This is a genomic window from Limosilactobacillus balticus (assembly GCF_014145615.1).
Taxonomy (GTDB): Bacteria; Bacillota; Bacilli; order Lactobacillales; family Lactobacillaceae; genus Limosilactobacillus; species Limosilactobacillus balticus.
The window spans coordinates 98,034-122,757 of the sequence record NZ_JACIVH010000076.1; the positions used below are offsets into that span (position 1 = coordinate 98,034).

The 24,724-nt window shown below is 39.3% G+C and carries 25 protein-coding genes and 1 other annotated feature; of the genes, 6 read left to right on the forward strand and 19 right to left on the reverse strand.

Annotation, left to right across the window (positions count from 1 at the left end; genetic code table 11):
* Positions 1–72: 72 nt before the first annotated feature.
* From gltX to miaA, 3 genes are all read right to left on the reverse strand, one after another.
* On the reverse strand, positions 73–1,578 hold the full coding sequence (gene gltX / locus H5S10_RS09975; protein ID WP_182589436.1) for a glutamate--tRNA ligase: 1,506 nt from the start codon (positions 1,576–1,578) through the stop codon (positions 73–75).
* Positions 1,579–1,820: 242 nt separating this feature from the next.
* Entirely contained in the window at positions 1,821–3,164 is a 1,344-nt protein-coding gene (glnA, locus tag H5S10_RS09980) for a type I glutamate--ammonia ligase (protein WP_182586926.1), read from the reverse strand.
* Positions 3,165–3,333: 169 nt separating this feature from the next.
* Positions 3,334–4,257, reverse strand: coding sequence for a tRNA (adenosine(37)-N6)-dimethylallyltransferase MiaA (miaA, locus tag H5S10_RS09985; RefSeq protein WP_182589437.1), 924 nt, complete (start codon positions 4,255–4,257; stop codon positions 3,334–3,336).
* Positions 4,258–4,371: 114 nt separating this feature from the next.
* On the opposite strand from miaA, the gene H5S10_RS09990 reads away from it, so the two are divergent.
* Entirely contained in the window at positions 4,372–4,548 is a 177-nt protein-coding gene (locus H5S10_RS09990) for a DUF3042 family protein (protein WP_003664039.1), read from the forward strand.
* 233 nt (positions 4,549–4,781) lie between these two features.
* Here H5S10_RS09990 and H5S10_RS09995 read toward each other — a convergent pair whose 3' ends face one another.
* From H5S10_RS09995 to H5S10_RS10025, 7 genes are all read right to left on the reverse strand, one after another.
* Positions 4,782–5,201, reverse strand: a complete 420-nt coding sequence (locus tag H5S10_RS09995) for a rhodanese-like domain-containing protein (protein ID WP_035153134.1) — start codon at positions 5,199–5,201, stop codon at positions 4,782–4,784.
* Between the two features lie 13 nt (positions 5,202–5,214).
* Positions 5,215–6,186, reverse strand: a complete 972-nt coding sequence (locus tag H5S10_RS10000) for an ROK family glucokinase (protein WP_182586924.1) — start codon at positions 6,184–6,186, stop codon at positions 5,215–5,217.
* A 24-nt stretch (positions 6,187–6,210) separates the two neighbouring features.
* Positions 6,211–6,450, reverse strand: a complete 240-nt coding sequence (locus H5S10_RS10005) for a YqgQ family protein (protein ID WP_003668441.1) — start codon at positions 6,448–6,450, stop codon at positions 6,211–6,213.
* A gap of 6 nt (positions 6,451–6,456) precedes the next feature.
* Positions 6,457–7,116: a rhomboid family intramembrane serine protease gene (locus H5S10_RS10010; protein ID WP_182586923.1), complete on the reverse strand. Its 660-nt coding sequence runs from the start codon at positions 7,114–7,116 to the stop codon at positions 6,457–6,459.
* Positions 7,117–7,119: 3 nt separating this feature from the next.
* Complete coding sequence (locus H5S10_RS10015) at positions 7,120–7,674, reverse strand: 5-formyltetrahydrofolate cyclo-ligase (protein ID WP_182586922.1); 555 nt, start codon at positions 7,672–7,674, stop codon at positions 7,120–7,122.
* Positions 7,675–7,811: 137 nt separating this feature from the next.
* A complete protein-coding gene (gene rpmG, locus H5S10_RS10020; RefSeq protein ID WP_003664049.1) occupies positions 7,812–7,961 on the reverse strand; it encodes a 50S ribosomal protein L33 in 150 nt (49 codons plus the stop codon).
* Positions 7,962–8,099: 138 nt separating this feature from the next.
* Positions 8,100–10,199, reverse strand: coding sequence for a peptidoglycan D,D-transpeptidase FtsI family protein (locus H5S10_RS10025; protein WP_182586921.1), 2,100 nt, complete (start codon positions 10,197–10,199; stop codon positions 8,100–8,102).
* Between the two features lie 209 nt (positions 10,200–10,408).
* Between H5S10_RS10025 and H5S10_RS10030 the strand changes: the two genes are divergently transcribed.
* Positions 10,409–13,024, forward strand: coding sequence for a YfhO family protein (locus H5S10_RS10030; RefSeq protein ID WP_182589438.1), 2,616 nt, complete (start codon positions 10,409–10,411; stop codon positions 13,022–13,024).
* A gap of 68 nt (positions 13,025–13,092) precedes the next feature.
* Here the strand turns inward: H5S10_RS10030 and H5S10_RS10035 are convergent, their stop codons facing one another.
* The 9 genes from H5S10_RS10035 to H5S10_RS10075 all read right to left on the reverse strand — a co-directional run bounded on the left by H5S10_RS10035 (position 13,093) and on the right by H5S10_RS10075 (position 21,218).
* Entirely contained in the window at positions 13,093–13,482 is a 390-nt protein-coding gene (locus H5S10_RS10035; RefSeq protein ID WP_134989215.1) for a HesB/YadR/YfhF family protein, read from the reverse strand.
* 132 nt (positions 13,483–13,614) lie between these two features.
* Positions 13,615–14,091, reverse strand: coding sequence for a transcription elongation factor GreA (greA, locus tag H5S10_RS10040; RefSeq protein ID WP_003664064.1), 477 nt, complete (start codon positions 14,089–14,091; stop codon positions 13,615–13,617).
* A 63-nt stretch (positions 14,092–14,154) separates the two neighbouring features.
* Positions 14,155–14,811, reverse strand: a complete 657-nt coding sequence (udk, locus tag H5S10_RS10045; RefSeq protein ID WP_003668449.1) for a uridine kinase — start codon at positions 14,809–14,811, stop codon at positions 14,155–14,157.
* Positions 14,812–14,923: 112 nt separating this feature from the next.
* Positions 14,924–15,562, reverse strand: a complete 639-nt coding sequence (locus H5S10_RS10050; RefSeq protein ID WP_182589439.1) for a C40 family peptidase — start codon at positions 15,560–15,562, stop codon at positions 14,924–14,926.
* A 185-nt stretch (positions 15,563–15,747) separates the two neighbouring features.
* On the reverse strand, positions 15,748–18,165 hold the full coding sequence (gene pheT, locus H5S10_RS10055; RefSeq protein ID WP_182589440.1) for a phenylalanine--tRNA ligase subunit beta: 2,418 nt from the start codon (positions 18,163–18,165) through the stop codon (positions 15,748–15,750).
* A gap of 6 nt (positions 18,166–18,171) precedes the next feature.
* Entirely contained in the window at positions 18,172–19,218 is a 1,047-nt protein-coding gene (pheS, locus tag H5S10_RS10060) for a phenylalanine--tRNA ligase subunit alpha (RefSeq protein WP_182589441.1), read from the reverse strand.
* A 36-nt stretch (positions 19,219–19,254) separates the two neighbouring features.
* Positions 19,255–19,462, reverse strand: a binding site (T-box leader).
* A 49-nt stretch (positions 19,463–19,511) separates the two neighbouring features.
* Complete coding sequence (locus H5S10_RS10065; protein WP_182586917.1) at positions 19,512–19,850, reverse strand: winged helix-turn-helix transcriptional regulator; 339 nt, start codon at positions 19,848–19,850, stop codon at positions 19,512–19,514.
* A gap of 20 nt (positions 19,851–19,870) precedes the next feature.
* The gene (locus tag H5S10_RS10070) at positions 19,871–20,377 is read right to left on the reverse strand and encodes an HD domain-containing protein (RefSeq protein WP_182586916.1); all 507 of its coding nucleotides are present in this window, start codon (positions 20,375–20,377) and stop codon (positions 19,871–19,873) included.
* 64 nt (positions 20,378–20,441) lie between these two features.
* Entirely contained in the window at positions 20,442–21,218 is a 777-nt protein-coding gene (locus H5S10_RS10075; protein WP_182589442.1) for a TrmH family RNA methyltransferase, read from the reverse strand.
* 98 nt (positions 21,219–21,316) lie between these two features.
* Between H5S10_RS10075 and H5S10_RS10080 the strand changes: the two genes are divergently transcribed.
* The 4 genes from H5S10_RS10080 (at position 21,317) to H5S10_RS10095 (ending at position 24,563) form a co-directional block, all read left to right on the forward strand.
* Entirely contained in the window at positions 21,317–21,592 is a 276-nt protein-coding gene (locus tag H5S10_RS10080; RefSeq protein ID WP_182586914.1) for an acylphosphatase, read from the forward strand.
* 98 nt (positions 21,593–21,690) lie between these two features.
* The gene (gene yidC / locus H5S10_RS10085) at positions 21,691–22,641 is read left to right on the forward strand and encodes a membrane protein insertase YidC (RefSeq protein ID WP_182586913.1); all 951 of its coding nucleotides are present in this window, start codon (positions 21,691–21,693) and stop codon (positions 22,639–22,641) included.
* Positions 22,642–22,704: 63 nt separating this feature from the next.
* Positions 22,705–23,115: a peptide deformylase gene (locus tag H5S10_RS10090; protein ID WP_182586912.1), complete on the forward strand. Its 411-nt coding sequence runs from the start codon at positions 22,705–22,707 to the stop codon at positions 23,113–23,115.
* Between the two features lie 140 nt (positions 23,116–23,255).
* The gene (locus H5S10_RS10095; protein WP_182586911.1) at positions 23,256–24,563 is read left to right on the forward strand and encodes an MATE family efflux transporter; all 1,308 of its coding nucleotides are present in this window, start codon (positions 23,256–23,258) and stop codon (positions 24,561–24,563) included.
* Positions 24,564–24,724: the final 161 nt, after the last annotated feature.

The window sequence follows — 24,724 nt, forward strand, 5'->3', positions numbered from 1 at the left end:
TATATGACAGTTTAAAAGAAAAAGCATAGAACAACATCGATTAACTGTTGTCCTATGCTCAACTTGATAAAATTAGTTTTCGAATGCTTTAATCATCCGATCAAGCAATTCAATATCTGTATCACGAGAATAGATATCCATGATCTCATAGATTTGTGGTGCAGAAGTTGAACCAGTAAAGGCAAGGTTTAATGGGAAGTATAAACCGCGACCCTTAATGCCAGTGTCCTTACCTACTTCCTTAATAGCTTGACTGTAATCAAGGTCATCGTCACCGTTTTCAAGTTTTGCCTTTAAGCCCTTGAGAACAGCTAAAATATCTTCATTAGCGAAGTCTTCGTTGTCCTTAAGCAAGTCATAGTTGAATGATTGGTCAAGAACTGTGTAGTATGACCATGCATATTGAATAACTTCAAGAAGCTTATTAACATCCCGCTGGTGAACCTTAATTGTCTTCTTAAGCAATTCAGTCAATTGTTCTTCTGGAATACTTTGAAGGCGCTTAGCTTCTTCAGTTTCGCCTTCTTTAATTAATTCCATTGTCCGATCAGTTAATTCATCAATCGACATACTCTTAATGTATTGAGCATTCATCCAATCAAGTTTCTTTTGATCAAAGTATGCTGGTGCCTTTGACATCCGCTTTGGATCGTAAACCTTAATCAACTCTTCTTTAGAGTAAATTTCACGTTCACCAACTGGAGACCAGCCTAAGAATGCGATAAAGTTAAAGATTGCTTCATGAAGGTAACCGTGTTTCTTGTATTCACTAATGAATTGAAGGGTATCTTTATCACGCTTACTTAACTTCTTGCGAGTCTTTGGATTAAAGATCAATGGAATGTGACAGAAAGTTGGGTGCTCCCAGCCTAATGCTTCATAGATAGCAATTTGCTTTGGTGTGTTTGAAATGTGATCAGCACCACGCAAAACATGAGTAATGTCCATAGTGTGGTCATCAACTACGACGGCAAAGTTGTATGTTGGCATTCCATCACTCTTTTCAATGATGAAGTCACCACCAAGGTTGTCAGAGTTAAATGAAACATGACCACGTGCAATATCGTCCCATTCGTAATCATGGTCTTTAGGGAAGTGGAAACGAATAGTTGGCTTCAAGCCCTTTGCTTCAGCCGCCTTTTGTTCTTCTTCACTCTTACCATACCAACGACCATCATAATGAGGTGGTTCATTGTTAGCCTTTTGCCGTTCACGCATCTCGGCTAACTCTTCCTCTGTTGAGTAATCCTTGTATGCAATCCCCTTGTCTAATAATTCTTGAATGTATTTGTGGTAAATACCTTCTTTATTCCGTTCACTTTGACGGTAAGGGGCATACTTTGGATTTGGCTTATTTGGACCTTCATCCCAGTCAATTCCTAACCAATGAAGATTTTCACGTTGGCTAGCTTCACCATCTTCAACGTTCCGTTTAGTGTCGGTATCTTCAATCCGTAATACCATCGTTCCATCGAAGTGACGTGCAAATAAATAATTAAATAATGCTGATTGAGCATTTCCGATATGCAAGAAACCTGTTGGGCTAGGTGCATACCGAACTCTGACCTTTTGATCCATTATCTAAGACTCTCCTTTAGTAACTAATCGAAATATAATTCCGATTTAAAATTGGTTGCTAGATCGACTAGCAGTCCTTAAAAACGTACTACACATATTATAATAACACGCTTTTATTGCAACAAATATAATTGTATATGAAACAGCATATTTGTCAATTAACTAGTCAATTTTGCATGAAAAACACTTAGCAAGTAATCCTGCATAAGTGTTTCTCATTGATTATTAACTTATTGTATTAATTAGTATTGTTCTAAGTAGTGTTGACGTTCCCAGTCAGAAACGTGTTGACGATATGAAGCATATTCACGTGTCTTGGCTTCCATAAAGCTATTGTAGAGGTGTTCACCCATTGAACTCTTGATAACTTCATCTGCAGCTAAAGACTTTAATGCGTTGTGTAAAGTATCTGGTAAATCACGAATATCTTTTTCAGCTCGTTCGCCCTTCGTCATCGTATAGATGTTTTCATCAACATTATGAATTGGTGGCAAGTTATTTCGTAAACCGTCTAAACCAGCTTCAAGAACAGCAGCGATTGCAAGGTATGGGTTAGCTGATGGATCTGCTGACCGTAATTCAAGCCGGGTTCCCATTCCACGATCACTTGGAATTCGAACAAGTGGTGACCGGTTAGAAGTTGACCAAGCAACATAAACTGGTGCTTCATAGCCAGGAACTAAACGCTTATAGGAGTTAACGATTGGATTGCAAATTGCAGTATAGCTTCGTGCATGCTTCATCAAACCACCCAAGAAATGGTAAGCAGTTGCGGAAAGCTTGTCTTTATCATTTTCATCAAAGAAAGCATTGCTACCATCTTGACTAAACAATGACATGTTGAGGTGCATTCCCGAACCGTTAATCCCAGAAAGTGGCTTAGGCATAAAGGTGGCATGGAAACCATACTTCTTAGCAATTGTTTTAACAACGAACTTAAATGTTTGAATGTTATCAGCCGCTTCTAAAGCATCTGAGTACTTAAAGTCAACTTCATGCTGACCAGGAGCAACTTCATGGTGAGCTGCTTCAACATCGAAGCCCATCTTTTCAAGCGCTAAGACGATATCACGACGACAATCTTCACCAGGATCTGCTGGTTCCATGTCAAAGTAATTTTCCTTATCATTAAGATTGGTAGTTGGGTTACCCTTTTCATCCGTCTTGAAGAGGAAGAATTCTGGTTCAGGCCCAATGTTAAAGTCTTTAAAGCCCATCTTCCGCATATCTTCAAGTACCCGCTTTAAGTTATTACGTGGGTCACCTTCAAATGGAGTACCATCAGTCTTGTAAACACTGCAGATTACCCGCGCAACCTTACCGTGTTCAGCACCCCAAGGGAATGCAAGCCAAGTGGACATATCTGGATAAAGATACATATCACTTTCTTCAATCCGAACAAATCCATCAATTGAAGAACCGTCAAACATAATTTTGTTATCCATCAATTTATCTAACTGACTAACTGGTAGGTCAACGCTCTTAATCGTTCCTAATAAGTCAGTAAACATAACCCGTAAGAAATGGATATCTTCATCCTTTACCATTTGGCGAACTTCATCTTTTGTAAATACGTGTTTACCCATAAAATTTCATTCCCTTTCATACAATCTCCACAGAAATAGATGACCATACCAATCCATCTAAAATCTGCTTCTCTCCTTAACACTGTGACTTAGAATAACAATAGACAGGCCATAAGTCAATTCTATTTAAGAGCTTTATTTTAATTAAAAAAATCTGCCTCACCGTACTTTATTTTTTTAACCAATCATTTATAAATTGCTTAATTTGATTAATATAATTGGGATAACGCAAAATATCAAACCAGTGAGTATCAGCTTTATTTCTAAACCACGTTAACTGACGCTTAGCATAATGGCGAGAATCCTGCTTAATTTTTTCAACCGCCTCATTAAGGCTAATCTCGCCACGAAAATAAGGAAATAATTCATGGTACCCAATCCCCTTACCAGCTGGCAGATCCTCTCCCCCTTGATCAAATAACCATTTTGCTTCTTCTAATAAGCCTTTTTGAATCATCAAATCAACTCGTTTATTAATCCGGTCATATAAAACAGGGCGATCAGTAGTCAAGCCAATTAAGAGGAAATCATTTGTTGCTTTGAACTGTGGTTGGTTAGAAAATAATTGACCTGTTTTTTGAATTACCTCTAAAGCACGGATAACCCGGCGAGTATTAGACTTGGGGATCCGAGCACTGGCCACTGGATCCAACTTGTTTAATCGTTCCCAAACGTACTCAGCTCCTTTTTCTTCAGCAACTTTTTTCCAGTGGTTACGAATTTCAAGCGTTTGTTGATCAAACTGGTCACTTCCCAATGCTAGATTATCAGTTAAGGTTTGAAGATAAAATCCAGTTCCACCTGCAATAATCGGCAAATGATTACGTTGAGCTATTTCGTCTATTTTTTGGTCTGCAAGTTTTTTAAAACGGGCTGCAGAAAAACGCTCTTCAATATTGCAGGTATCAATGAGATGGTGCGGTACATCCCCCATTTCCTCGGGAGTAACTTTTGCCGTTCCAATATCAAGATGGCGATAAACTTGCATCGAATCACCAGAAATTATCTCTCCGTCAAATTCATGTGCCAGTTTTATTGATAGCGCAGTTTTTCCTACGGCGGTTGGGCCGACAATTGCAATTACTTTATTCATCTTAACTCTCCAATTTTTATAAATTTTATGCTAAAACTTGTCCTTCTCACTGGTAAAACGCCATTAATTCTTGCATAATGGAGGTAACCTAGAAATTCGAGGAGGTTTTATGTTATGAAACAATTAGCAAAGGGTATTTTAGTTGGTAGTTTAGCAACAGTTGCTGCCATCGCTAGCGGGGTTCTTACTTTCCATAAAACTGTTATTAAACCAGCGGAAGAAGAAGAAGAAAAGTTTGATCAAAACCGTCGCGCTGCTATCCGTAAGGGTCGCTCAGCACACCAACTTTAATTTCATTTAAGATCCAAAAATAAGGAGTGGAAACTAGCTTTGTGGCGATGCAAAGCTAGTTCCGCGTTTTCTTACTATTGTTCGCAAAAATAGTTGAGGCTGGAAGAAAACATAGTTTTCTCCCAGCCTCTTTTTTATTGGTTAAATTTTACAAGAGGCTAGATTCCAAACATTAACAAATGATTGTTTAGAATCCTTAACCATCCCGATAAAAAGCATGTAAGATACTTTTCTTAATACTTGGACTTTTTAGTCTTACCGTCCCATGCACGATAGCCATCCTTTAAGATATAAAGATGGTCGTATCCATGCTTACCTAAAAATGCAGCGGCCTGGGTACTTAATGTCATGCCTTCATCATATAAGTAAACCGGCAAGTCCTTCCGCAATTCGCCATATTGCTGACGAAGATATGGATAAGGCAAGTTACGTGCACCAAGGATATGGCCTTGTTTAAAGTCATTTTCTTGTCGCAAGTCAATAACCTGTGCTTTTCGCATTCCCTTTTTAAAGTCATCTTGACTAAGGACAGTTGCATATCTCTTTCGACGATAGGTCTGAAATGCCCAGCTAAAAATCCATACTAACAAGATGATTATAATGACAGCATTAAGAATCATCAAGCCAGAGCTAACTCCAAGTACCACGATCATTTCCCCTTACAAATTAATCTTCGTTTACAAACTGACGAGCTAATGAAGCAGCGCCGATAACACCAGCATCATTACCTAATTCAGCTAACTTCAATTGTGTTGAAGTCCGAACGGTTGGAAAGGCAAATTTTTCAAAGTTTTGCTTTACCCGCTTCAAAAGGAATTCACCAGCTGCGGAAACTCCACCACCGATAACAAGGTATTCAGGGTTTAATGCGTTGCTTAAGTTGGCAGTTGCTAAGCCAAGGTAGAAGCAAACTTCATCAACAACAGTATTAGCAAGGTAGTCGTTTTCCTTAGCAAGGTCAAAGACAATCTTGGCTGTAATTTCGTCACCGTTATCGATCATTGCCTTCAAGCGACTGTTGCCTTCATATTCTTCCGCCTTATCTTGAGCGATATGAACAATTCCAGTAGCAGATGCATATTGTTCAAGACATCCATGGTTTCCACAAGTACAAAGGTATCCATCTGGCTTAACAATCATGTGACCGACTTCACCACCGGCACCAACAACACCGTGGATAAGCTTACCGTTAGAGATAAGTCCACCACCAACACCAGTACCTAAAGTAATAAATGCAACATCGTCACCTTCATTACCAGCACCCTTCCAACGTTCACCAAGTGCGGCAACGTTGGCATCGTTATCAAGAGCAAATTGCATCCCAGTACCTTGTTCAATCTCTTCTTTAACGTTTTGAGTTGTCTTCCAGTTTAAGTTGTAGGCCCCAATAACAGTTCCCTTTTCACGGTCAATTGTTCCGGGAGTTCCCATTCCGATTCCAATAAATTGGTCTCGAGACATTTTGTATAAATCAAGGTGGTGATTAATTGAGTTAATGATATCTGGCACAATGTGTGAACCCTCATCCAAAATGTTAGTCCGTAAAGACCACTTTTGTTGAATCTCACCGTTCTCCGTTAAAATTGCAAACTTGATAGTAGTACCACCAAGGTCAACACCAATTAATTTCTTAGCCATAATGATTCCTTTCCTGGGTAAGGTTTAATACAGTTTACCCCTTTTAATTCTCGTTTGTTCTTCACGATGTTCTTTACGTAAAACAATCTTTGCTTTTGTATAAGTTGAATTATCTACAACTCCTGATTGATAGAGGTTATCAAGCTCAATGGCCATTAACTCAATATCATACAGTCGCTTACCAACATATACAAATACGTTGAATTCTTTTAATAATTGCTGAACATCGTATAATGTGCGGTAGTTTCTTGAGGCGATCGCCATAAATTATCACTTCAATTCTAGAGTCAAAATTACCAAACTTACCGTTAAGACAGCTCCACTTAAAAACCGTTTTAGGCGGTCAACAGTTCCTAGCATGGGAGCACCAACAATAAATGCAATGAAAAAACCACCAAATAGACCGCCAATGTGTCCTACCAGATCAACTCCTGATAGAAAAAAATCCATCACAATATTAATAATAACAAATAGCAAAAAAGTACGACTTAAGACGCGAACAACAATGTTACGGTGAAAGCATACACCTAACATTAAAAACGCACCAAACAAGCCAAAAATAGCAGTACTAGCACCAGCCGAAATTGTCGATGGCATAAAGACAGCACTAGCAAGATTACCAAAAATCGCACTGATGAAGTATATAACTACCATTCGCCAATGACCGAAAAACTCTTCAATATAACGACCGATATATAAAAGCGTAACGCTATTGACTACTAAGTGTGATAAACCAACATGGAGGAACACAGGTGATACTAAACGCCACCATTCGCCCTCCTTAATTAAGGACGTACTACGAGCCCCCATCTTAAGGAGAGTTACTGTATTAGTTGAGCCACCTGCATAAACCAACCAGCAATAAACTAATACCTGAAAAACTATTAAGGTAAGCGTCACGGGCGCTAATCTTAGTCCCTGTGTCCGCATCTTTTATATCTCCGGTAAATACAACACTTTATCTATCCGCTGATCGAATTCTTCTGGTTCCCATTCGTTATCTTCAGCCAGTTGTGTCGTCAATGCCATTGAAATTTTAGGACCCTTATATTTTTTTAGGTAACGATCATAATAACCGCCACCAAAGCCCAATCTATTACCAGATGCGGTAAAGGCTACTCCAGGAACAACCATCAAATCAATCTCATCTGGAGAATAAACTTTGCCATCATGTGGTTCCAAGACACCAAAAGACGACTCATCGAAATCAGTATCCTCATTTAATTCAACAAATTCCATTTTCCGATGTGGCAACGTCCGTGGAACAACAATCTGTTGGCCCTTATGACGCGCATGAAGGATAATAGGTGCAGTATCAATTTCAAAAGATTGACTTAAAGTAACAGCAATTGTCTTAGCTCCTGTCCATTCGGGTTGATCATATAGCAAAGATGCTAATTTTCTCTCTTCGTAAAGACGGGTGTTTAAATCTAATTGTTGAAGGCGCGCAATATATGCTTGTCGTAACTCTTTCTTTGAATAAGCCATTATGTTATGACCGCTCCTTTATAGTGAAGTAACAAACGGTATCAAATTTTATTATCACCGCTTGAGGGAATTTATGCAAGCGTTTTTTTATAAAAATAAATAAAAAGAGCCGGTCTCCCAGCTCCCTTATATGGTCATTACTTAGTTTCCCGATGTAATGTAACCTTTTGTTCCCGTGGACAGTACTTGTTTAATTCAAGACGATCTGGGTTATGACGACGGTTCTTGCTAGTTAAGTAAGTCCGTTCGTGGCATGAAGTACATTCAAGTGTAATGTTGACACGCATTATTTTGACCTCCAAACTATTTCTTTTATTTAACGTGGTTATTTATCGTAACCCTAACTTGTACAACTATATCATTTATTTTTCTATTTGGCTAGTAATTTATCAAAGTTTGTTAAGGAAATTTCCTTGACAGTTTAATTAATCACCAAAACCCTTTGAACTCTGAACAGTCTTCCAATATGCTTCAAAAATTTGTTTTGCCATTGTAAGGTTAGCACCACCATCAGAATTTGAAGCTCCTGGAATAGCCAAGGCAACTACAACTTGTGGATTATCAGATGGAGCAAATCCCGCAAAACTTAAAGTAGTTGTTGAGTGCGACTTGTAGTAGGTTTCAGCTGTCCCCGTCTTTCCAGATACCGATGGCTTAACAGATGCCAATGCTTTACCAGTAACATAACGGTTAGAACCATGGACCACTTGGTAAAGCCCTTGCTTAACAACATCAAAGTCAGCTTTAGAAGCAGGAATGGTCAATTGAACTTGTGGTTTAGTTGTATATTCGACAGCCCCAAGTTGACCATTAGATTTTGTACCACGGATTTCTTTAACAATGTATGGGCGCATCCGGTTACCACCGTTAGCAATCGTCGACATATATTGAGCAAGTTGAATCAAAGTATAACCATCATAGTTACCGTATGACAAGTCAAGGGCAGAACCGATATGTTTTTGGTCAGCAGGTCCGGTATAACCGCTTGTTTCACCAGGTAAGTCGATTCCAGTTTTAACCCCTAGTCCAAACATGTTGAAGTAACCCCGCGCTTTAGCAAAAATGCTTGGTTTCATCGTAATTTGCGCATTAGGTGTATATTTCATTCCTGCTTCTTTCATGAGTAGTTGCATCATGTAAGAGTTGGAAGAAACTTCGAGCGCCGTTGCTGCATTAATTGCCATATTGGCTGAGCCACCATGGTTAAACCATGATCCCTTAGATGAAGTTCCAGCAAGCTTAATTGGCATATCGGTTAAGGTATTATTTGTTGGCGTAATTACACCATCCATTAATGCCCCCATGACCATTGCCGGCTTTACAACAGACCCCATCGTAATCGGGTGGTTAATAGCCCCAATTTCATCTGGGGTTTCTTTACCGGTTTCTGGATCACGATCAATTCCGGCCATCGCATAGATTGCACCAGTATTAGGGTTCATAACAACTGCGTACACTCCCGTCGAGTATTGATTTCCGGCAGCGGAGTAATTATTTTTTAGAATTGATTGAACTTTCTTTTGAAACTTAGCATTAATCGTTAAAACTAAATTATCACCCTTCTTACCAGGGTACTTAGTCTTTTCTTTAGTTACATCATTTCCGTTAGTAGTAACTTCAGTTTGTGACTTCGAACCGGCTAAAGTTGATTGGAACTGCTTTTCAAGATAACTTTGTCCAACGCTATCGTTCCGAGAATATCCTTGAGCAAGTAATGAGTTAACTTCATCACTTGGTAAACCAGTAGTTGAGACAGTTCCTGTTAACGATTGAATATCTGTACCTTGTGGGTAATTACGAGTCCAAGATGTTCCGATCTTTACCCCTGGCATTTCATTCAGGTGTTCACCCACTGCTGCAAGCTCTTTAGCACTAACACCCGTTTCTTTAATATAAGTCGTCGAAAGGGAATATGCTCCACTCATTGCCGCATAGATTCGGGCATTATTTTTTTGCTGATCCGTAAGCTCCCACGAATCAGGATGTTTGCTCAGATATTCAAGAGCTTTGTCATATTTAGTATCTTCAGAATCTGCATCTGAAGTCTTGACATGTTTCAAAACACTCTTAAGTCGCTCTTTATCAGCCAAGTAATAATCTTCTTCATTTCGATCAGTTAAACGCGAATTCTTGTTAGAAACAGAAACATATTTCCCTAAACGATTAGCAATCTGGTAAAGCTGATCAGTAGTTACATTGGCTCCTTTAGTATAGGTAATGGCTTGATGAGTTTGATTACCAACAAGGACATTTCCTTGCGAATCATAAATCATCCCCCGTTGTACATTATTCGTCTGCGTTGTCGTATCTGATCGCTTTACTTCCGCTTTAAATGATGTTCCTTGCAGAACTTGAAGGTAAAACAGTCGAATAGTTAACGCTAATAGCAAAATACCAACAATCCATAATAGCATGTTCAGCCGGAATGGAATAATCGACTGCGCATTTTGACGCTTTTTGGTACGTGAACCAAATAAGTTCATTATTCGATCAAAGAATTTCACAGTTTTATAATTCTCCTTCATCGTAGTGAATCTATTTTAACAAAAAATACCTGCTTTAACAGATAGTTACCACTACTAACGTGAAAATAATACTCTTTATTTTATAAGAAATGAAGAATTTATTCCAATGATTTAATGAAATTTAATGAACAATAGTAATGAATATCATTTTAAAAAAGGATATGATAATGTGGATGTGTCTATTTAATTGAGAGAAGGAGAATTTTGCTGTGTTTTTATATCAACATCATCGTTTATATCGACACAAAATTTTGATTGCAAGTTTCCTGTTACCAGTTATTTTGATGGCTTGCTATTTTGCGTACCGTCAAATGACCCCCTTTGGTAAAAGCAGCTTATTAACCGTTGATCTCGGTCAACAATATGTCGATTTTTTCAGTTACCTTAGAAATACTATTCTCCACCATCCTAGCAGTTTCTTTTATTCGTTTAGCAAAGGGCTGGGTGGCGAAATGTTTGGGACTAATGCATATTATTTGCTAAGTCCATTAAACTTAATTTTATTATTTTTCCCCGCCCAGCACCTCGCAACTGGAATAACCATCGTTACGCTTGTCCGCTATGGCCTAGCAGGATTGAGTTTTGCCTGGTTGATGCAAAAAACTGAGCTACAACAGGGGTGGCGAATTTTAGCATTCAGTACCGTCTACTCAATGAACGGCTGGATGATTGCCAACCAATTGAACATGATTTGGCAAGACGCCTTAATCCTTTTGCCATTAATTATTTGGGGACTTCTCAAACTTATCTATCAAAATCGTGTTGGAACTTACATCTCTTGGCTAGCCGTAATGTTGATTGATAATTATTACATGGGCTGGATGATTGCCATCTTTACTTTCCTATTTCTCCTCTGGCAAACACCAGCGTTGGCGTCATGGCGACAACGGGGAGTAATTTTTCTCCGATATCTCGGCAGTTCGCTGCTTGCGGCGGGCATTTCAGCAGTCATTTTATTGCCAACTTTCTATGCCTTAATGCAAAGCAAGGGAACGTATACTGAAACCAAGATTCACAGCCGTTTTGAGTACTTTGCGCCTAAAATGCTTGGAAAGCTTGTTCCTGGATCATTTAATTTTAATCAAATGCCAAGTGGTCAGCCCAATATTTATATTGGAATGCTATTAATGCTCGGCGCTTGTCTCTACTTTTTCAATAATCGCTTTGACCTTCGTCGTCGTTTGATTGGGGCAGCCATTTCAATTTTCTTTATTTTCTCATTCTGTTACGAGCCATTGGATCTTTTATGGCATGCCGGACAGTTTCCAGTTTGGTACCCTTATCGTTTTTCGTACCTCTTTTCCTTCTGGTGCATCTATCTTGCTGCTAAAGTACTTCAACCTGATTTCAAAATAAAAAAGCGCAGTGCAATTATCCTGACGCTACTTATTATCGCAATTTATTGGTATGTTGGTACGCTTAACTTATCGTATATTAATAGCAATCAACGAAATATTGGCTTATGCTTTGCGCTGATCGCTGTTAGCTGTCTTTGTATTCCCCGAACAAATTCACCGCGCTTATACGATGCGCTACTTGTTCTCCTTGCCGTCTGTGATATTTCCATGAGTGGGTACACGGCGCTTAATAAGATCTCTTATGTTTCACAACCGGAATTTGGCAACTACACTATTGCTCTTGATAAAAGTGTTGAAAAATTAAAGAAGCATGACCCGGGTTTCTACCGCGTTGCAAAAACTTTCATGAGAACGAAGGATGATCCCTTCCAAGCAGACTTCAATTCTGGTGACCATTTTGGTTCGACCTTAGAGCCGCCAATCCCAGCCTTTATGGGCGCAATTGGGCAGCCAGATGGGGATGGTTTTGTTACTTATACTAATGGAACCCAAGTGAGCGATGCGCTTCTTGGTTACAAATATACTATGAATGCTCGAAATACCTCAGCCGGACAAGCATTACCCCTATCCGGCTTTCGTCCCGATTGGTATAGTTATCCATTAGTAGGAGCAACTTCTGCAGTTAGTCTTCGGGAAAATTCACATGCCCTTCCAATTGCCTTTGGAGTTAATGCCGCCATCCTCCACCTTCAACGCACTACAATGGATCCGTTAAATTATCAGTCACAGATTTTCCAAACACTTGCCGGACGCCCAACATTTCATTCATTATTTGCCGTTCAAAACTTTAATTCCGTCAAATTCAATAATGTTCAAAGTGCTAAGCAAATTACTGGCACAATTTTTAGGAAGCAGAACTTGCTTAAACCTGCCTCCGTTCAGTTAGAATTTATTCCGCCAACTAATGACTCTTACTACTTAACACTCGGACCAAATGTTGAGGACAATGCTACAATTACGATGAATAATAAGAAGTTCACCCAATATGATACTTTCCGTAATACAGTGGTGATCAACGTTGCCCATGACCAAAAAGGACAAAAAATCATCGTTAATTTGCAACTAAAGAAGGCGACGCTGTGGATGCAAAATGTTAGTATCTATCAATTAAAGCAACGACCATTCATGGCAAGTTTAAAGACTCTTCAAGCCTCACCATTAAAGATTAGTTCATACCGTAGTAATCGGATAGTTGGAACAGTCAATCTCCAGCGTAATCAGCGAGTATTGATGACCACTATTCCTGCTGCTAAAGGCTGGCATGTTAAGGTAGATGGTAAGTCTACTACTCCCCAGACCGTACTTAATACGTTTATGGCTATCCCAATGAGTCCCGGAAAGCATCGGGTTGAATTTTATTACCGACCACCATTCCTCATTCTTGGACTTATAATTACAGTTCTAAGTCTCGGCTTAACTGGGTGGTGGGTTAAGAAAGAACACCAAATAAAGACAATGTTTGATTAGCAATAAAGCTCTTTAGCATACTATCATTGGATAGTGCATGCTAAAGAGCTTTTTCACTATATAAAAAATTAATGCTGCGATGCTCCAGTAGAGGCATCAGCCTTATTATCGGAATGATCATCAGCGTCATTAACAAATCCAGCTACGTCAGGTATATCGCCATCTTCATGTTGAAAATGAAATACTGGTCCATCTGCTTGCGAATCATAGTCAACAGTAGTGATAAGGTCCTTAAAAAACCATTCATCTAGTGAATCAATGTGGTAATTAATACCATCCTTTTTTACCTCTAAAATCGGCTCAACTGGTTTATCTTCACGAGTAAATCCTTGTGAAAAGCCATGATGGACTTCAGTTTGGCCATAAGTTTTACCGTAAAACTTTATTCCATTCCCTGGTTTTAGTCCCATTTCGTCACGAAACCATTGACTGGCAGCATCAGAAATAATCAATTTCATTTTTCTTCCCTCCTACGTTTGTTGACATCGCTTTCATACACTTTACTATAGCATAGGAGAAAGATAATACCAATAAGAAAAGCGAGATTGAGGAATTCACCACATTCCTCGACCTCGCTTTTCTTATTTTAATTAATCAACCTTGACAATCTTTAGCTTGATTGTCCCATTAGGAACTTCAACTTCAACTACTTCGCCAACTTTGTGACCAAGTAATCCTTTTGCCATTGGAGATTCATTAGAAATCTTACCGTTAAATGGATCAGATTCTGATTCACCGACAATTTGGTATTCTTCTGGTTCTTCATCTGGCAATTCTTGAATAGTAATTGTCCGCCCCATAGATACTTCATCCTTATCAACATCTTCATTATCGATAATTTCAGCATATTGAAGCATATTTTCAATTTGAGCAATTCGACTTTCAACCATTGCTTGTTCATCTTTTGCTGATTCATATTCTGAATTTTCAGATAAATCACCATAACTACGAGCAATCTTTATCCGCTTAATAACTTCTGGTCGACGCTTCAAGCGGTATTCTTCAAGTTCATCTTCAAGCTTTTTCTTCCCTTCAAGGGTCATTGGAAAAGTTTTTTCTTCAGCCATTATAAACACTCCTCATAATTTATCCAGTGCAACATTACCATTTCTACTTCAGCTTGTAAATACCTATCGCAATTCGGTGTGTCCACGTTTTACTAAAATATCGCGGATTTTTGTCGATAATAGGTCGATTGCAACTTGGTTTTCGCCACCTTCTGGCACAATAATGTCAGCATAGCGTTTAGTTGGTTCAACAAATTGATGGTACATTGGTTTTACCGTAGCCAGGTACTGAGTAATAATTGAATCAAGGGACCGTCCACGCTCTACCATATCACGTTGAATTCGACGAATAATCCGAATATCATCATCTGTATCAACATAAACTTTAATATCCATTAAATCCCGTAAACGTTCATCATCAAGAATTAAGATTCCTTCTAAAATAATGACATCAGTCGGTTCTACATGAACGGTTTTGTCAGAACGCGTATATTGTGTATAGTCGTACACCGGCATCTCAATAGCCTTATTACTCCGCAAATCCGTTAACTGTTTAATCAAAAAATCTGTATCAAATGCAAGCGGATGATCATAATTTACTGCTTTACGTTCATCCATTGTCATATCTGACTGATCATTATAGTAAGTATCTTGGTTAATAATCTGGATCGCTTGCCCATGCAATTGGTCATAGATTTTATTACTTACCGTTGTCTTTCCACTACCGGAACCACCTGTAACACCAATAACTACTGGACGCTTATTCTGTTGAATACTCATCAATTTGTCTCCCTCATTAAACTTTCTAATCTGAAATAGTATATAGCACTCTTTTGTGATGCGCAAGATAATTACTAATTTAAATTATTAAAGGCGAGGTAAAAAGTGAATATTAATGCATAACAACATAGTAATTTCCAGGGAAGTATTGTTGGTCAGTAATTTTAACTGTTTCATTTTCATTTGGAGCTTGGATAATCCGACCATCCCCTAGTGAAATAGCGACGTGGTATGGCGCATCATCAGAACCATAAAAAACGAGGGCCCCGTATGGCGCGTTTAAGACATTATCGTGAATATGTGGTCCTAAAGCTTGCTGTTCATACGTCGTTCGTTGAGGAATACCGTAGCAATATTGAACCAAACCAGAACAATCAAATCCACCTGGCTTATTACCGCCCCAAACATAAGGGGTTCCTAAATAAGACATTGCCTTGTTAACAGAATCTTGTAGACTTTGACTGTTCTTATTAGCTTGCCCCTTTTTCTCTGCGTTATTAGCAGGTGTTTCATTTTTATCCTTGGTTGGAATTGTCAGCTTTTGTCCAGCAAAAATCAATTCTTTATTTTGCAGGTGATTAGCAGTAGCAATATCATCAGCACTAACATTATACTTTTGAGCAATCCCATTCAAATTATCGCCAGCATTGACGGTAATAGTTGTATCAGCCTTAGCAGTTACCGTGCCCATTGCCATTGCGCCAGCTACCCCTAACGACGATGCAAGAATTTTCTTTGTTGTTGATTTCATTATTTCGTTTATCCCTCTTTATATTAAATATCATTATTTTATTATCAAACTATTAATAAAATAGCAGAAAATTTTTAGCCCTTCAACCACTAATTATTACTTTAGTGATTGGCCCTATAATATAAATACGTAAAAAATAATTATTTGCACTAAAAAAAGGCCGAAAAAATCCAGCCTTTTAATTTTTAACGAATTTCTGCATCAACCTTATCTTGCAAGTAAGCAGTAACTTTATCAAAGGCCGCGTTTACTTGGTCTTCAGTCAATGTTCCTTTATCATCTTGATAAGTTAAGGTGTAAGCTAATGACTTCTTACCGGCAGGAAGGTGCGAACCAGCATAAACATCAAATAAGTGAATATCTTTAAGGTAAGCACCACCCTTTTGCTTAATAACCTCGACAATCGTTGCATTTTCAACCCCATCATCAACCAAGAGGGCAATATCGCGAGTGATTGAAGGATACTTACTAATAGGTGTATATTCATTTTCAATCTTTGGTGCAGCCAGTAATAATTCGAGATTTAATTCAAATACATATGTTTCGGGAATCTTATATTCCTTAGCAGTTTGTGGGTGAACTTGACCAATAAAACCAACTAATTGGTCATCAACCATAATATCAGCGGTTCGTCCTGGATGCATTTCTGGTCGATCACTAGTTGGGACATAAGAAACCTTACCAGCAATCCCCATATTCTTAAGGTAACGTTCAACGATCCCCTTTAGTTGGAAGAAATCAACCGGTTGATCTTTCTTATTCCAACTATTAGCTACCATTTGGCCAGTAACCGCAGCTGCAAGGTGTTCTTGTTCTACCGGACGTTCATCCCCCATTGGCAAGAAGACCCGACCTTCTTCATATAGCGCTACGTTATCAACATTTCGCGCCACGTTATAAGCAATATCATTAAGCAAGCCGCTAATAATATTCATCCGGGTAGCGACATGATCAGAACTCATTGGGAAATCAAGTTTCATTGGTTCAGCAAGTGGCTTAATTTGGAACTGCTTAGCCTTCTCAACAGTTGTTAAGGAATAGCTAATTGCTTGGGTTAAGCCCATTCCTTCGAGGTCATGACGACTTGCCCGAATAAACCGTTGACGTGGCGTAAGTCCTCCCCGGTTACGTGTCATCGTTGGTAAAGTAGATGGTAAGTTATCATAACCGTAAATCCGCGCAATTTCTTCATAAAGGTCAGCTGCAAGGCTAATATCCCACCGCCGTGCTGGGGCAATCACTGTTAATTGATCGTCACCATCAACAGTGTAAGCAAATGCCAAGCGATCAAAAATATTAGTAACTTGTTCCATGGTTAATGAAGTGCCCAGAACATGATTAATCTTCGCAAGGGATAGTTTGATTGGGGTATCAACTGCTGGCGCTTCACTACCAGTTACAATTCCTGCTGTAATCGTGCCACCAGCAAGCTCCTTAATCATCTCAGCTGCTTCATTCAATGCGGTTTCAACTGTTGCTGAATTGATTCCTCGTTCAAATCGCATTGAAGATTCACTATGAAGATCTAAGCGCCGTGCTTGCTTCCGGACCATTACTGGATCAAAAATGGCTGCTTCAAGGGCAACAGTTGTCGTATCATCACTTACTGCAGTTCCTTCTCCACCCATCGTTCCCGCAAGAGCAACTGGTTGGTCATCGACAGTTACAACAATATCATTTGCTTTTAAGGTTTGTTCATCCCCATCTAATGTAACAAACTTTTCACCTTCATTAGCATGACGAACCCCAAAGTTGTTACCAGATAATTGATCATAATCATAACTGTGGAGTGGCTGACCATATTTAAGAAGGATATAGTTAGTCACATCCACAACATTATTTACAGGACGAATACCACTGTTCCATAAGCGAATTTGAAGCCATAGTGGACTTTCAGCAATTTTAACACCTTTAATTGCCCGTAATTTATAAGTAGGCGCAATCTTAGTATCAGTAATTTCTGCCTGAAGAAGGTCTGCTGTTTTTTCAGTACCTTCTTCTTTAATCGCCGTTTCCTTAAAATGTGGCTTTAATCCGTAAAAGGCTGCGATATCATTAACATTTCCATAAATACTAAGCATATCCCCACGGTTAGGAGTTACGTCTGTATCAATGATCGTGTCATCCATTCCTAAGTACTTAAATACGGGATCACCAGTTTTAGCATCATCTGGTAAGAAGTAGATACCATCTTCGTAATCTTTAGGGGCAATCTTATCGCTAAAGCCAATTTCTTGAAGGGCACAAAGCATTCCATTTGATTCAACACCGCGGATCTTACCACGCTTAATCTTTTGGTTGTCAGCAATTCTCGCACCATGAAGGGCAACGATTACCTTTTTACCTTCTTGAACGTTCGGGGCACCACAAACAATCTGGATCGGTTCTTCTTCACCAACATCAACTTGACAAACATGAAGATGGTCTGAGTCAGGGTGATTTTCACATTTTACTACTTCCCCAACAACAATCTTCTTTAATCCGTCGCTTAATGAATAAACGTCATTAATGTCAACCGAGGTACGAGCAATCTTTTCAGCTAAATCTTGAGGGGCAACATCTAAATCAAGGTATTCTTGAAGCCATTGATATGATACTTTCATTTCACATTATCCTTTCTGGTCAAATTGGTTAAGGAAGCGGACATCATTTTGATAGAAGTTACGGATATCATCAACGCCGTACTTCAGCATGGCAAAACGATCTGGTCCAAGTCCAAAGGCAAAACCGCCGTATTCTTCAGGATCAACGCCCGACATCTTAAGCACATTTGGATGAACCATTCCGGCACCAAGCACTTCAATCCAACCAGTTTGTTTACAAATTGCACACCCCTTACCAAGACAGTTGAAACAAGTAATATCTGCTTCAACTGATGGTTCAGTAAATGGGAAGTAACTTGGTCGTAAGCGCACCTCTAACTTATCACCAAAGAGGTTTTGAGCAACTGCTTCAAGAGTTCCTTTCAAATCGGCCATCGTAATATTTTTACCAACAACCATTCCTTCAATTTGGTGGAATTGGTGACTGTGCGTTGCATCATCAGTATCACGTCGATAAACCTTACCTGGTGAAATCATCTTTAATGGACCCTGACTAAAATCATGTTTTTCAAGCATCCGCGCTTGCATTGGTGACGTTTGTGTCCTCATCAAAACCGATGGAGTAACATAAAATGTATCTTGCATGTCACGAGCTGGGTGATCTTTAGGCAAGTTAAGCTTTTCAAAGTTATAAACTTCTTGTTCAACTTCATCCCCAACTGCTACTTCATAACCCATTGATACAAACAAGTCCACAACTTGGTCAATAATTTGTTGAATAACATGGGGTTGTCCTTGTGCTACTGGTGTACCAGGAAGAGTAACATCAATTGTTTGGGCTGCTAACTTAGCGTTCATAGCGGCCTGTTCTAGCTCAGCACGCTTTTCTTCAATCGCTGCTGACAATTCATCCCGCACCTTGTTAGCAAATTGCCCTACTTTTGGTCGTTCTTCAGTGCTGAGGTCACGCATGCCTCGAAGAACTGACGTAATAGGACCTTTCTTTCCCAGCATCTTTACGCGGATTTCATTAATTCGTTTTAAATCCTCTGATTGTTTAATATCTTGCAATCCTTCTTCACGAAGTTCGGCTAATTTCTCTCTTAGTCCCATATTTTCACTCCTTAATTCAAAAAAGCCTCATCCCAAGATAGGGACGAGGCTTCGCGGTACCACCCTAGTTTGTAGGAACGAATCCTACACACTCAAATAATCAATAACGGTGATTGGCCGGAATACCATTACGTATCAGCTCCGAAAGTGAAATTCGCTTTAGATCACTGATTGCAATTCTCAGCTCATGGTTGCAACTCTCTAACAGGATCGTCTAGCTACTAGCTCTCATCATCGCTTTTAATTCAATTACATATTCTAGACAATCATCTGTAAGGCGTCAAGCGTTATTTTTAAATCCACTTGTCACTCCAGGTATGAACGGCTTCCATGACTGGGCGCAATTCTTGACCACGTTCAGTCAGAGAATAATCTACGCGACTAGAACCTTCGTAAGTGTTGCGAATAACAATCTGTTCGTCTTCGAGCTCTTTTAATCGTTCGCATAAAACTCGGTCGCTGCACTTTGCAATGCTACTAGCAATATCCTTAAACCGCATGTTGCCGTTTTTAAGTAGCACTTCAATGATCAATCCGTTCCATTTTTTTCCCAAGATCATAAATGTACGTGTAAATTTTGGACAAAGTTTACAGTCTTCATCAAGTACCTTTTCTGCTACCAATTGTTCCATAATTTAACTCTCCCTCTCCTCTACCAAGTTGTTCGTATCCGACGTTTCTTAATCTTTCGGCGCATCTTTGCACGTAGCGGTCCAAAGAATTCATGCTCTGCTTCAAAATCGTCAACTAGCGATACGATTAGGCTCTCTGAATAACGTGGCACTGCCAACGTTGCGCCAAACATATGCTTAAGGATAATATCCTTTTCTTTTTTATTTAACGGGGTTATCTTTTCAGCATTGCGTAATGCAACTCGGGGATGGATAAAAGCATGAGTTCCTAAATTGAACTTGGTTGTCCGCCAATCATAGTAAAAGAGATCATGCAATAAGCCTGCCCGCGCAGTACTACGATAATCAAGATGCATTTTTTTAGCAATTTTGTAGCTATCATACGAAACCGCAATAGAATGTTGCAGGCGGGTAGAGTGATGATGCTGAGTATAGTTCGCTAGCTTTTTGACAGCTGGCTGGGCTAAAAGATCGGCAACGATTGAAACATACTCTTTATCGGTGCGCCATTCATTTTTTGATTTCATGTAATACCCCTTTTCTATATTATTGCAATTATCATACACGATTTTAACGAGAAAATAAATTAATTTAATCTAGATTTTGATTAAGCTGAAACATTAAGATTCCTGCAGAGATAGCCACGTTAAGCGATTCTGCTTCACCACGCATTGGGATATAGAGATTATCAGTTGTTTGTGAAAGAAGATCATCGCTCATCCCCTGTCCTTCATTGCCCATAATTAAGGCAAAGGTATCGCCAGGATCAACAGTCCGGAAGTTTTTGGCTTGGGGATTCAGTTGGGTTCCATATACCGGAGCATTGATTGATTTAAAATCATCAATCCACTTTCTTAAGTCACCCTCAAACATTTGAAGGTGGAATTGGCTTCCTTGCATTGAACGAACAACTTTAGGACCAAATAAATCTGCCGAGCGTTGGCCAACTACTACCCCAGTAAACCCAGCGGCATCCGCTGTCCGCACCATTGTCCCCACGTTTCCTGGATCTTGAACCCGGTCGAGGAAAAGCCATGCCCCATGCAATGGCCCTGCTGGTAAACGATGAGAATCTGGTAAAGCAACAACCGCGGCAATTCCTTGAGGTGTTACCGTATCAGTAATATGCTTCATGATCTCTTCAGTAACTTCATAGGTTGCATTAGCCATTCCTTCAAGCTCTGGATGAGCAGCTAATTGTTCAGTTGTCCCCACTACTTCTAAAAGCTCGGTTCCAGCTTTAGACGCTTCGTGAACTAAGTGCCAGCCATCTAACAGGTAAGTACCAGTCTGGCGTCGTGCTTTTTTGGTTTGTAGCTTTTTCCAATCTTTAACGTGCTGATTGTGAATTGATGTTAATTGTTCCATATAATTTACATGCTCCTTCTTGTTAATTAAATTATACCATGTTCCTGTTGTACAATTGTTATTAACTAATAATAAGTTTTCATTAAGGAGTTTCAATTATGGTTAATTATCATCTTACCATTACTGGCCGCGTCCAAGGAGTTGGCTTCCGCTGGAGCGTCTATCGGTTGGCACAGCAAGCAGGAATAGAGGGGATTGTTATGAATAAGAATGATGGGAGCGTTTATTGCGAATTGCAGGGTCCCATTGAGATTGTTAAACAATTAATCTCTAAAATTAAAGCTGGGCCGACCCCCTACGCTCGAATTAATAAGGCCAAAATCACTAAGGGAAGTCTGCAAAACTACCATCATTCATTTCAAATCACGCATTAGTTCGCGATTAGCGGTAGAATTCAATTCCTGAATAGAGTAAAATACGTACTATTAACGTAATTAATATACAAAGAAATAAGGGAGTTTGATTCATTAATATGAAACGAAAACAAATAACGATCGCTGGTGGCCTCTTTACCCTCCTGCTTCTTCTTAGCGGATGTGTACGGACTACCAAGAGCGGTCGGCCATACGGGTTTGTCTATGATTATATGGCTAAACCAATGCAACACTTGATGGAATGGTTAGCCAGTCACATGGGTAATAACTACGGTTGGGCAATTATTGTCATTGTGGTAGTTGTGCGAACAATTCTTTTACCGGTAATGTTCTCACAAATGAAAAAATCAACCATTATGCAAGAAAAGATGTCCAAGGTTCAACCATTGATTAAAGAACTAACAGAAAAACAAAAAGCGGCTAAGACACCTGAAGAACAGGCTGCCGTTAGTCAACAAATGATGGCTCTTTACCGGGATAACAATATTAGCTTAACTGGTGGGATTGGCTGTCTTCCATTGTTAATTCAGTTGCCAATCTTTGCCGCCTTATATGCTGCTATTCGTTATTCTCCAGACCTTTACCATGCAACTTTCTTCGGAATTCCACTTGGTAAGCCAAGCATTATCTTAGCAGTCTTATCTTTTATCGCCTATGCTGCCCAAAGCTATCTTGGCCTTGTCGGTGTTCCTGAGGCCCAGAAAAAGCAAATGAAAGCTGCTATTTGGATGAGTCCTTTTATGACCTTCTTCATTTCTATCACTTCTTCTGCTGGATTAGGTCTTTACTTCTTCATCGGTGGACTATTTGCCATCTTACAAACCTTGATGGTCAATGCTTACCGGCCACGGATTCGCCGCCAAATTGAAGAAGAGGCCAAAAAGAACCCAATTAAAATGCCTAAAGCACCAGTAATTAACACCCCTAGTTCTTCAACTAAACCAACTGATGCGATTGATCAATTACGTAAGGGTGATGCCAATCCAAGCGATCAAGCAAACCGTAATCGCCAACGTAATGCTGGTAAACAGCAACATCATAAAAAATAATTATCAAAAAGCTGGGAGAAAGCAAAAGTTTTTTCTCGGCTTTGTTTTTTAGGAGAAACTAACATGATTAAACCGATTATTAAAGACCAACAGTTACTTGGAAAAAAAGCAATTCCTACAACTAAAGCCGATTTGCCTCTTGCAAATGATCTTATCGATACGCTTAATGCTCACCAAGCTGAATGTGTTGGAATGGCTGCTAATATGATTGGCGTAAATAAAAATGCAATTATCGCGCGGATTGGTCCCTTTAATGTCGTAATGTTCAATCCACAAATCATCGCTAAAAGTCACCCTTACCAAACTACAGAAGGATGTCTTTCATTAAGCGGAACGCGTCCTACTAAGCGTTATAAGCAAATTACCGTTAAATTTCATAATCAGAGTTGGCAAATGCAAACATTAGAACTCATGGATTTTGCTGCTGAGATTGTGCAACACGAAATCGACCATTGTAATGGAATTATAATATAAGCAATGAGAATATTTGCTAAAATATCAATAAATGAAATAAGGAAAGTAGAATCGCCGGGTTCTACAACAAATTAATTTATGCTTCTCAAACAGGCGTCCAACAGGGAGGATGGGAGCAAGTTTTGTGGAGGTTTTTACTAATGTCAATTACAAAAGAAGTGCAGCATTATGTTGTTCGTAATGTTGTCGCCACCCTCGGGATGTCAATGTATGTTATTATTGACACCCTTTTTATTTCAATTGCGGCGGGAGCTTTAGGTTTAACTACCCTTAACCTGGTGTTGCCACTTTTCAACGTTTTTAATGGAACTGGACTATTACTGGGAGTCGGAGGTGCGACAATCTTTTCGTTAAATAAGGTTATGCATCCTGAAAGAATCAAATCATTATTTAGCCAACTGGTGATTTTTGCTTTTTCTTTCGGCCTTATCCTAGCAATTCTATTAAACATTTTTGCGACTCCAGTAGTTAATTTTCTTGGCGCAGATGATGCAACGCGCCAAATGGCAATCGTTTATTTACGAATAATTTCATGGAGTGGGCCTCTCTATATGGTTAACTACATTGCCATTAATTTTATTCGTAACGACGGTAATCCCACTTTAACAATGAAGGCCACCTTAACCGAAACATTATCTGTTATCCTTATCGACTGGTTCTTTATCTTTGGAATGGGTCTTAAATTGGAAGGAGCAGCCTTAGCGGTATTATTCTCGCCAGCAATTAGCTTGCTAGTTTTAAGTTTTCACTGTAAGTTTGCCGGCCGACAATTAGAATGGCACTGGGTTGTCCCTCGTCTAAGAAATATTTGGCGCTCAGCACGCTTAGGAGTTGCTTCAGCATTAAATGAATTAAGTACTGGTGTCAGTATCTATTTCTTTAACCATGTTTTATTGCAACTGGCTAATAACTATGCCGTTGCCGCATATGGCGTTATTTCCAACATTGCCATTGTTGTGCTAGCAATTGCTAATGGGGTAGCGCTGGGTGTTCAACCACTTGCTAGTCGGGAATTTGGTAAACACGAATACAAGAATGTATCGATGACGTTAAAAAATGGGATGATCATCACGCTCTTTCTAGCAACAATCAGCTTTATTATCCTAATTATCTTTAAACATCCGATTATTGAAGTTTTTAATACTTCTCACTCTAGCCAACTCCTCGCCTATGCTAGTGTTGGTCTTCCAATATACTTTACAAGTGTATTCTTCAGCGCGTTAAACCTATTGTTCATCCTTTTCTTAACAGCAATTGGATCAGCACGAGCATCATTCTCTTTATCGATTCTTCGTGGTTATATTATCCTTCTCCCCGCAATCTTTATTCTGGCAAAAGTTGCCGGAATTAATGGGGTCTGGGCAGCAGTTCCTTTTACTGAATTTATTATTACTTGCATCGGTGGAATTATCATTTACCAGCGACTTAAAAAATTGAATAAAGACTAGTTCCAACTTATCTTAATAACGTTTGCACATCAGCTATAAGCCAATAATAAAAGCTGGCGTCTCAAGGCGCTGGCTTTCGCTTTGCTCAAGCCAAAATGCTCTGACTACTTTGCCACCGCTTTAAGCGGTGTTTGTACTACCTCACTTACCCTTAAAAGGGT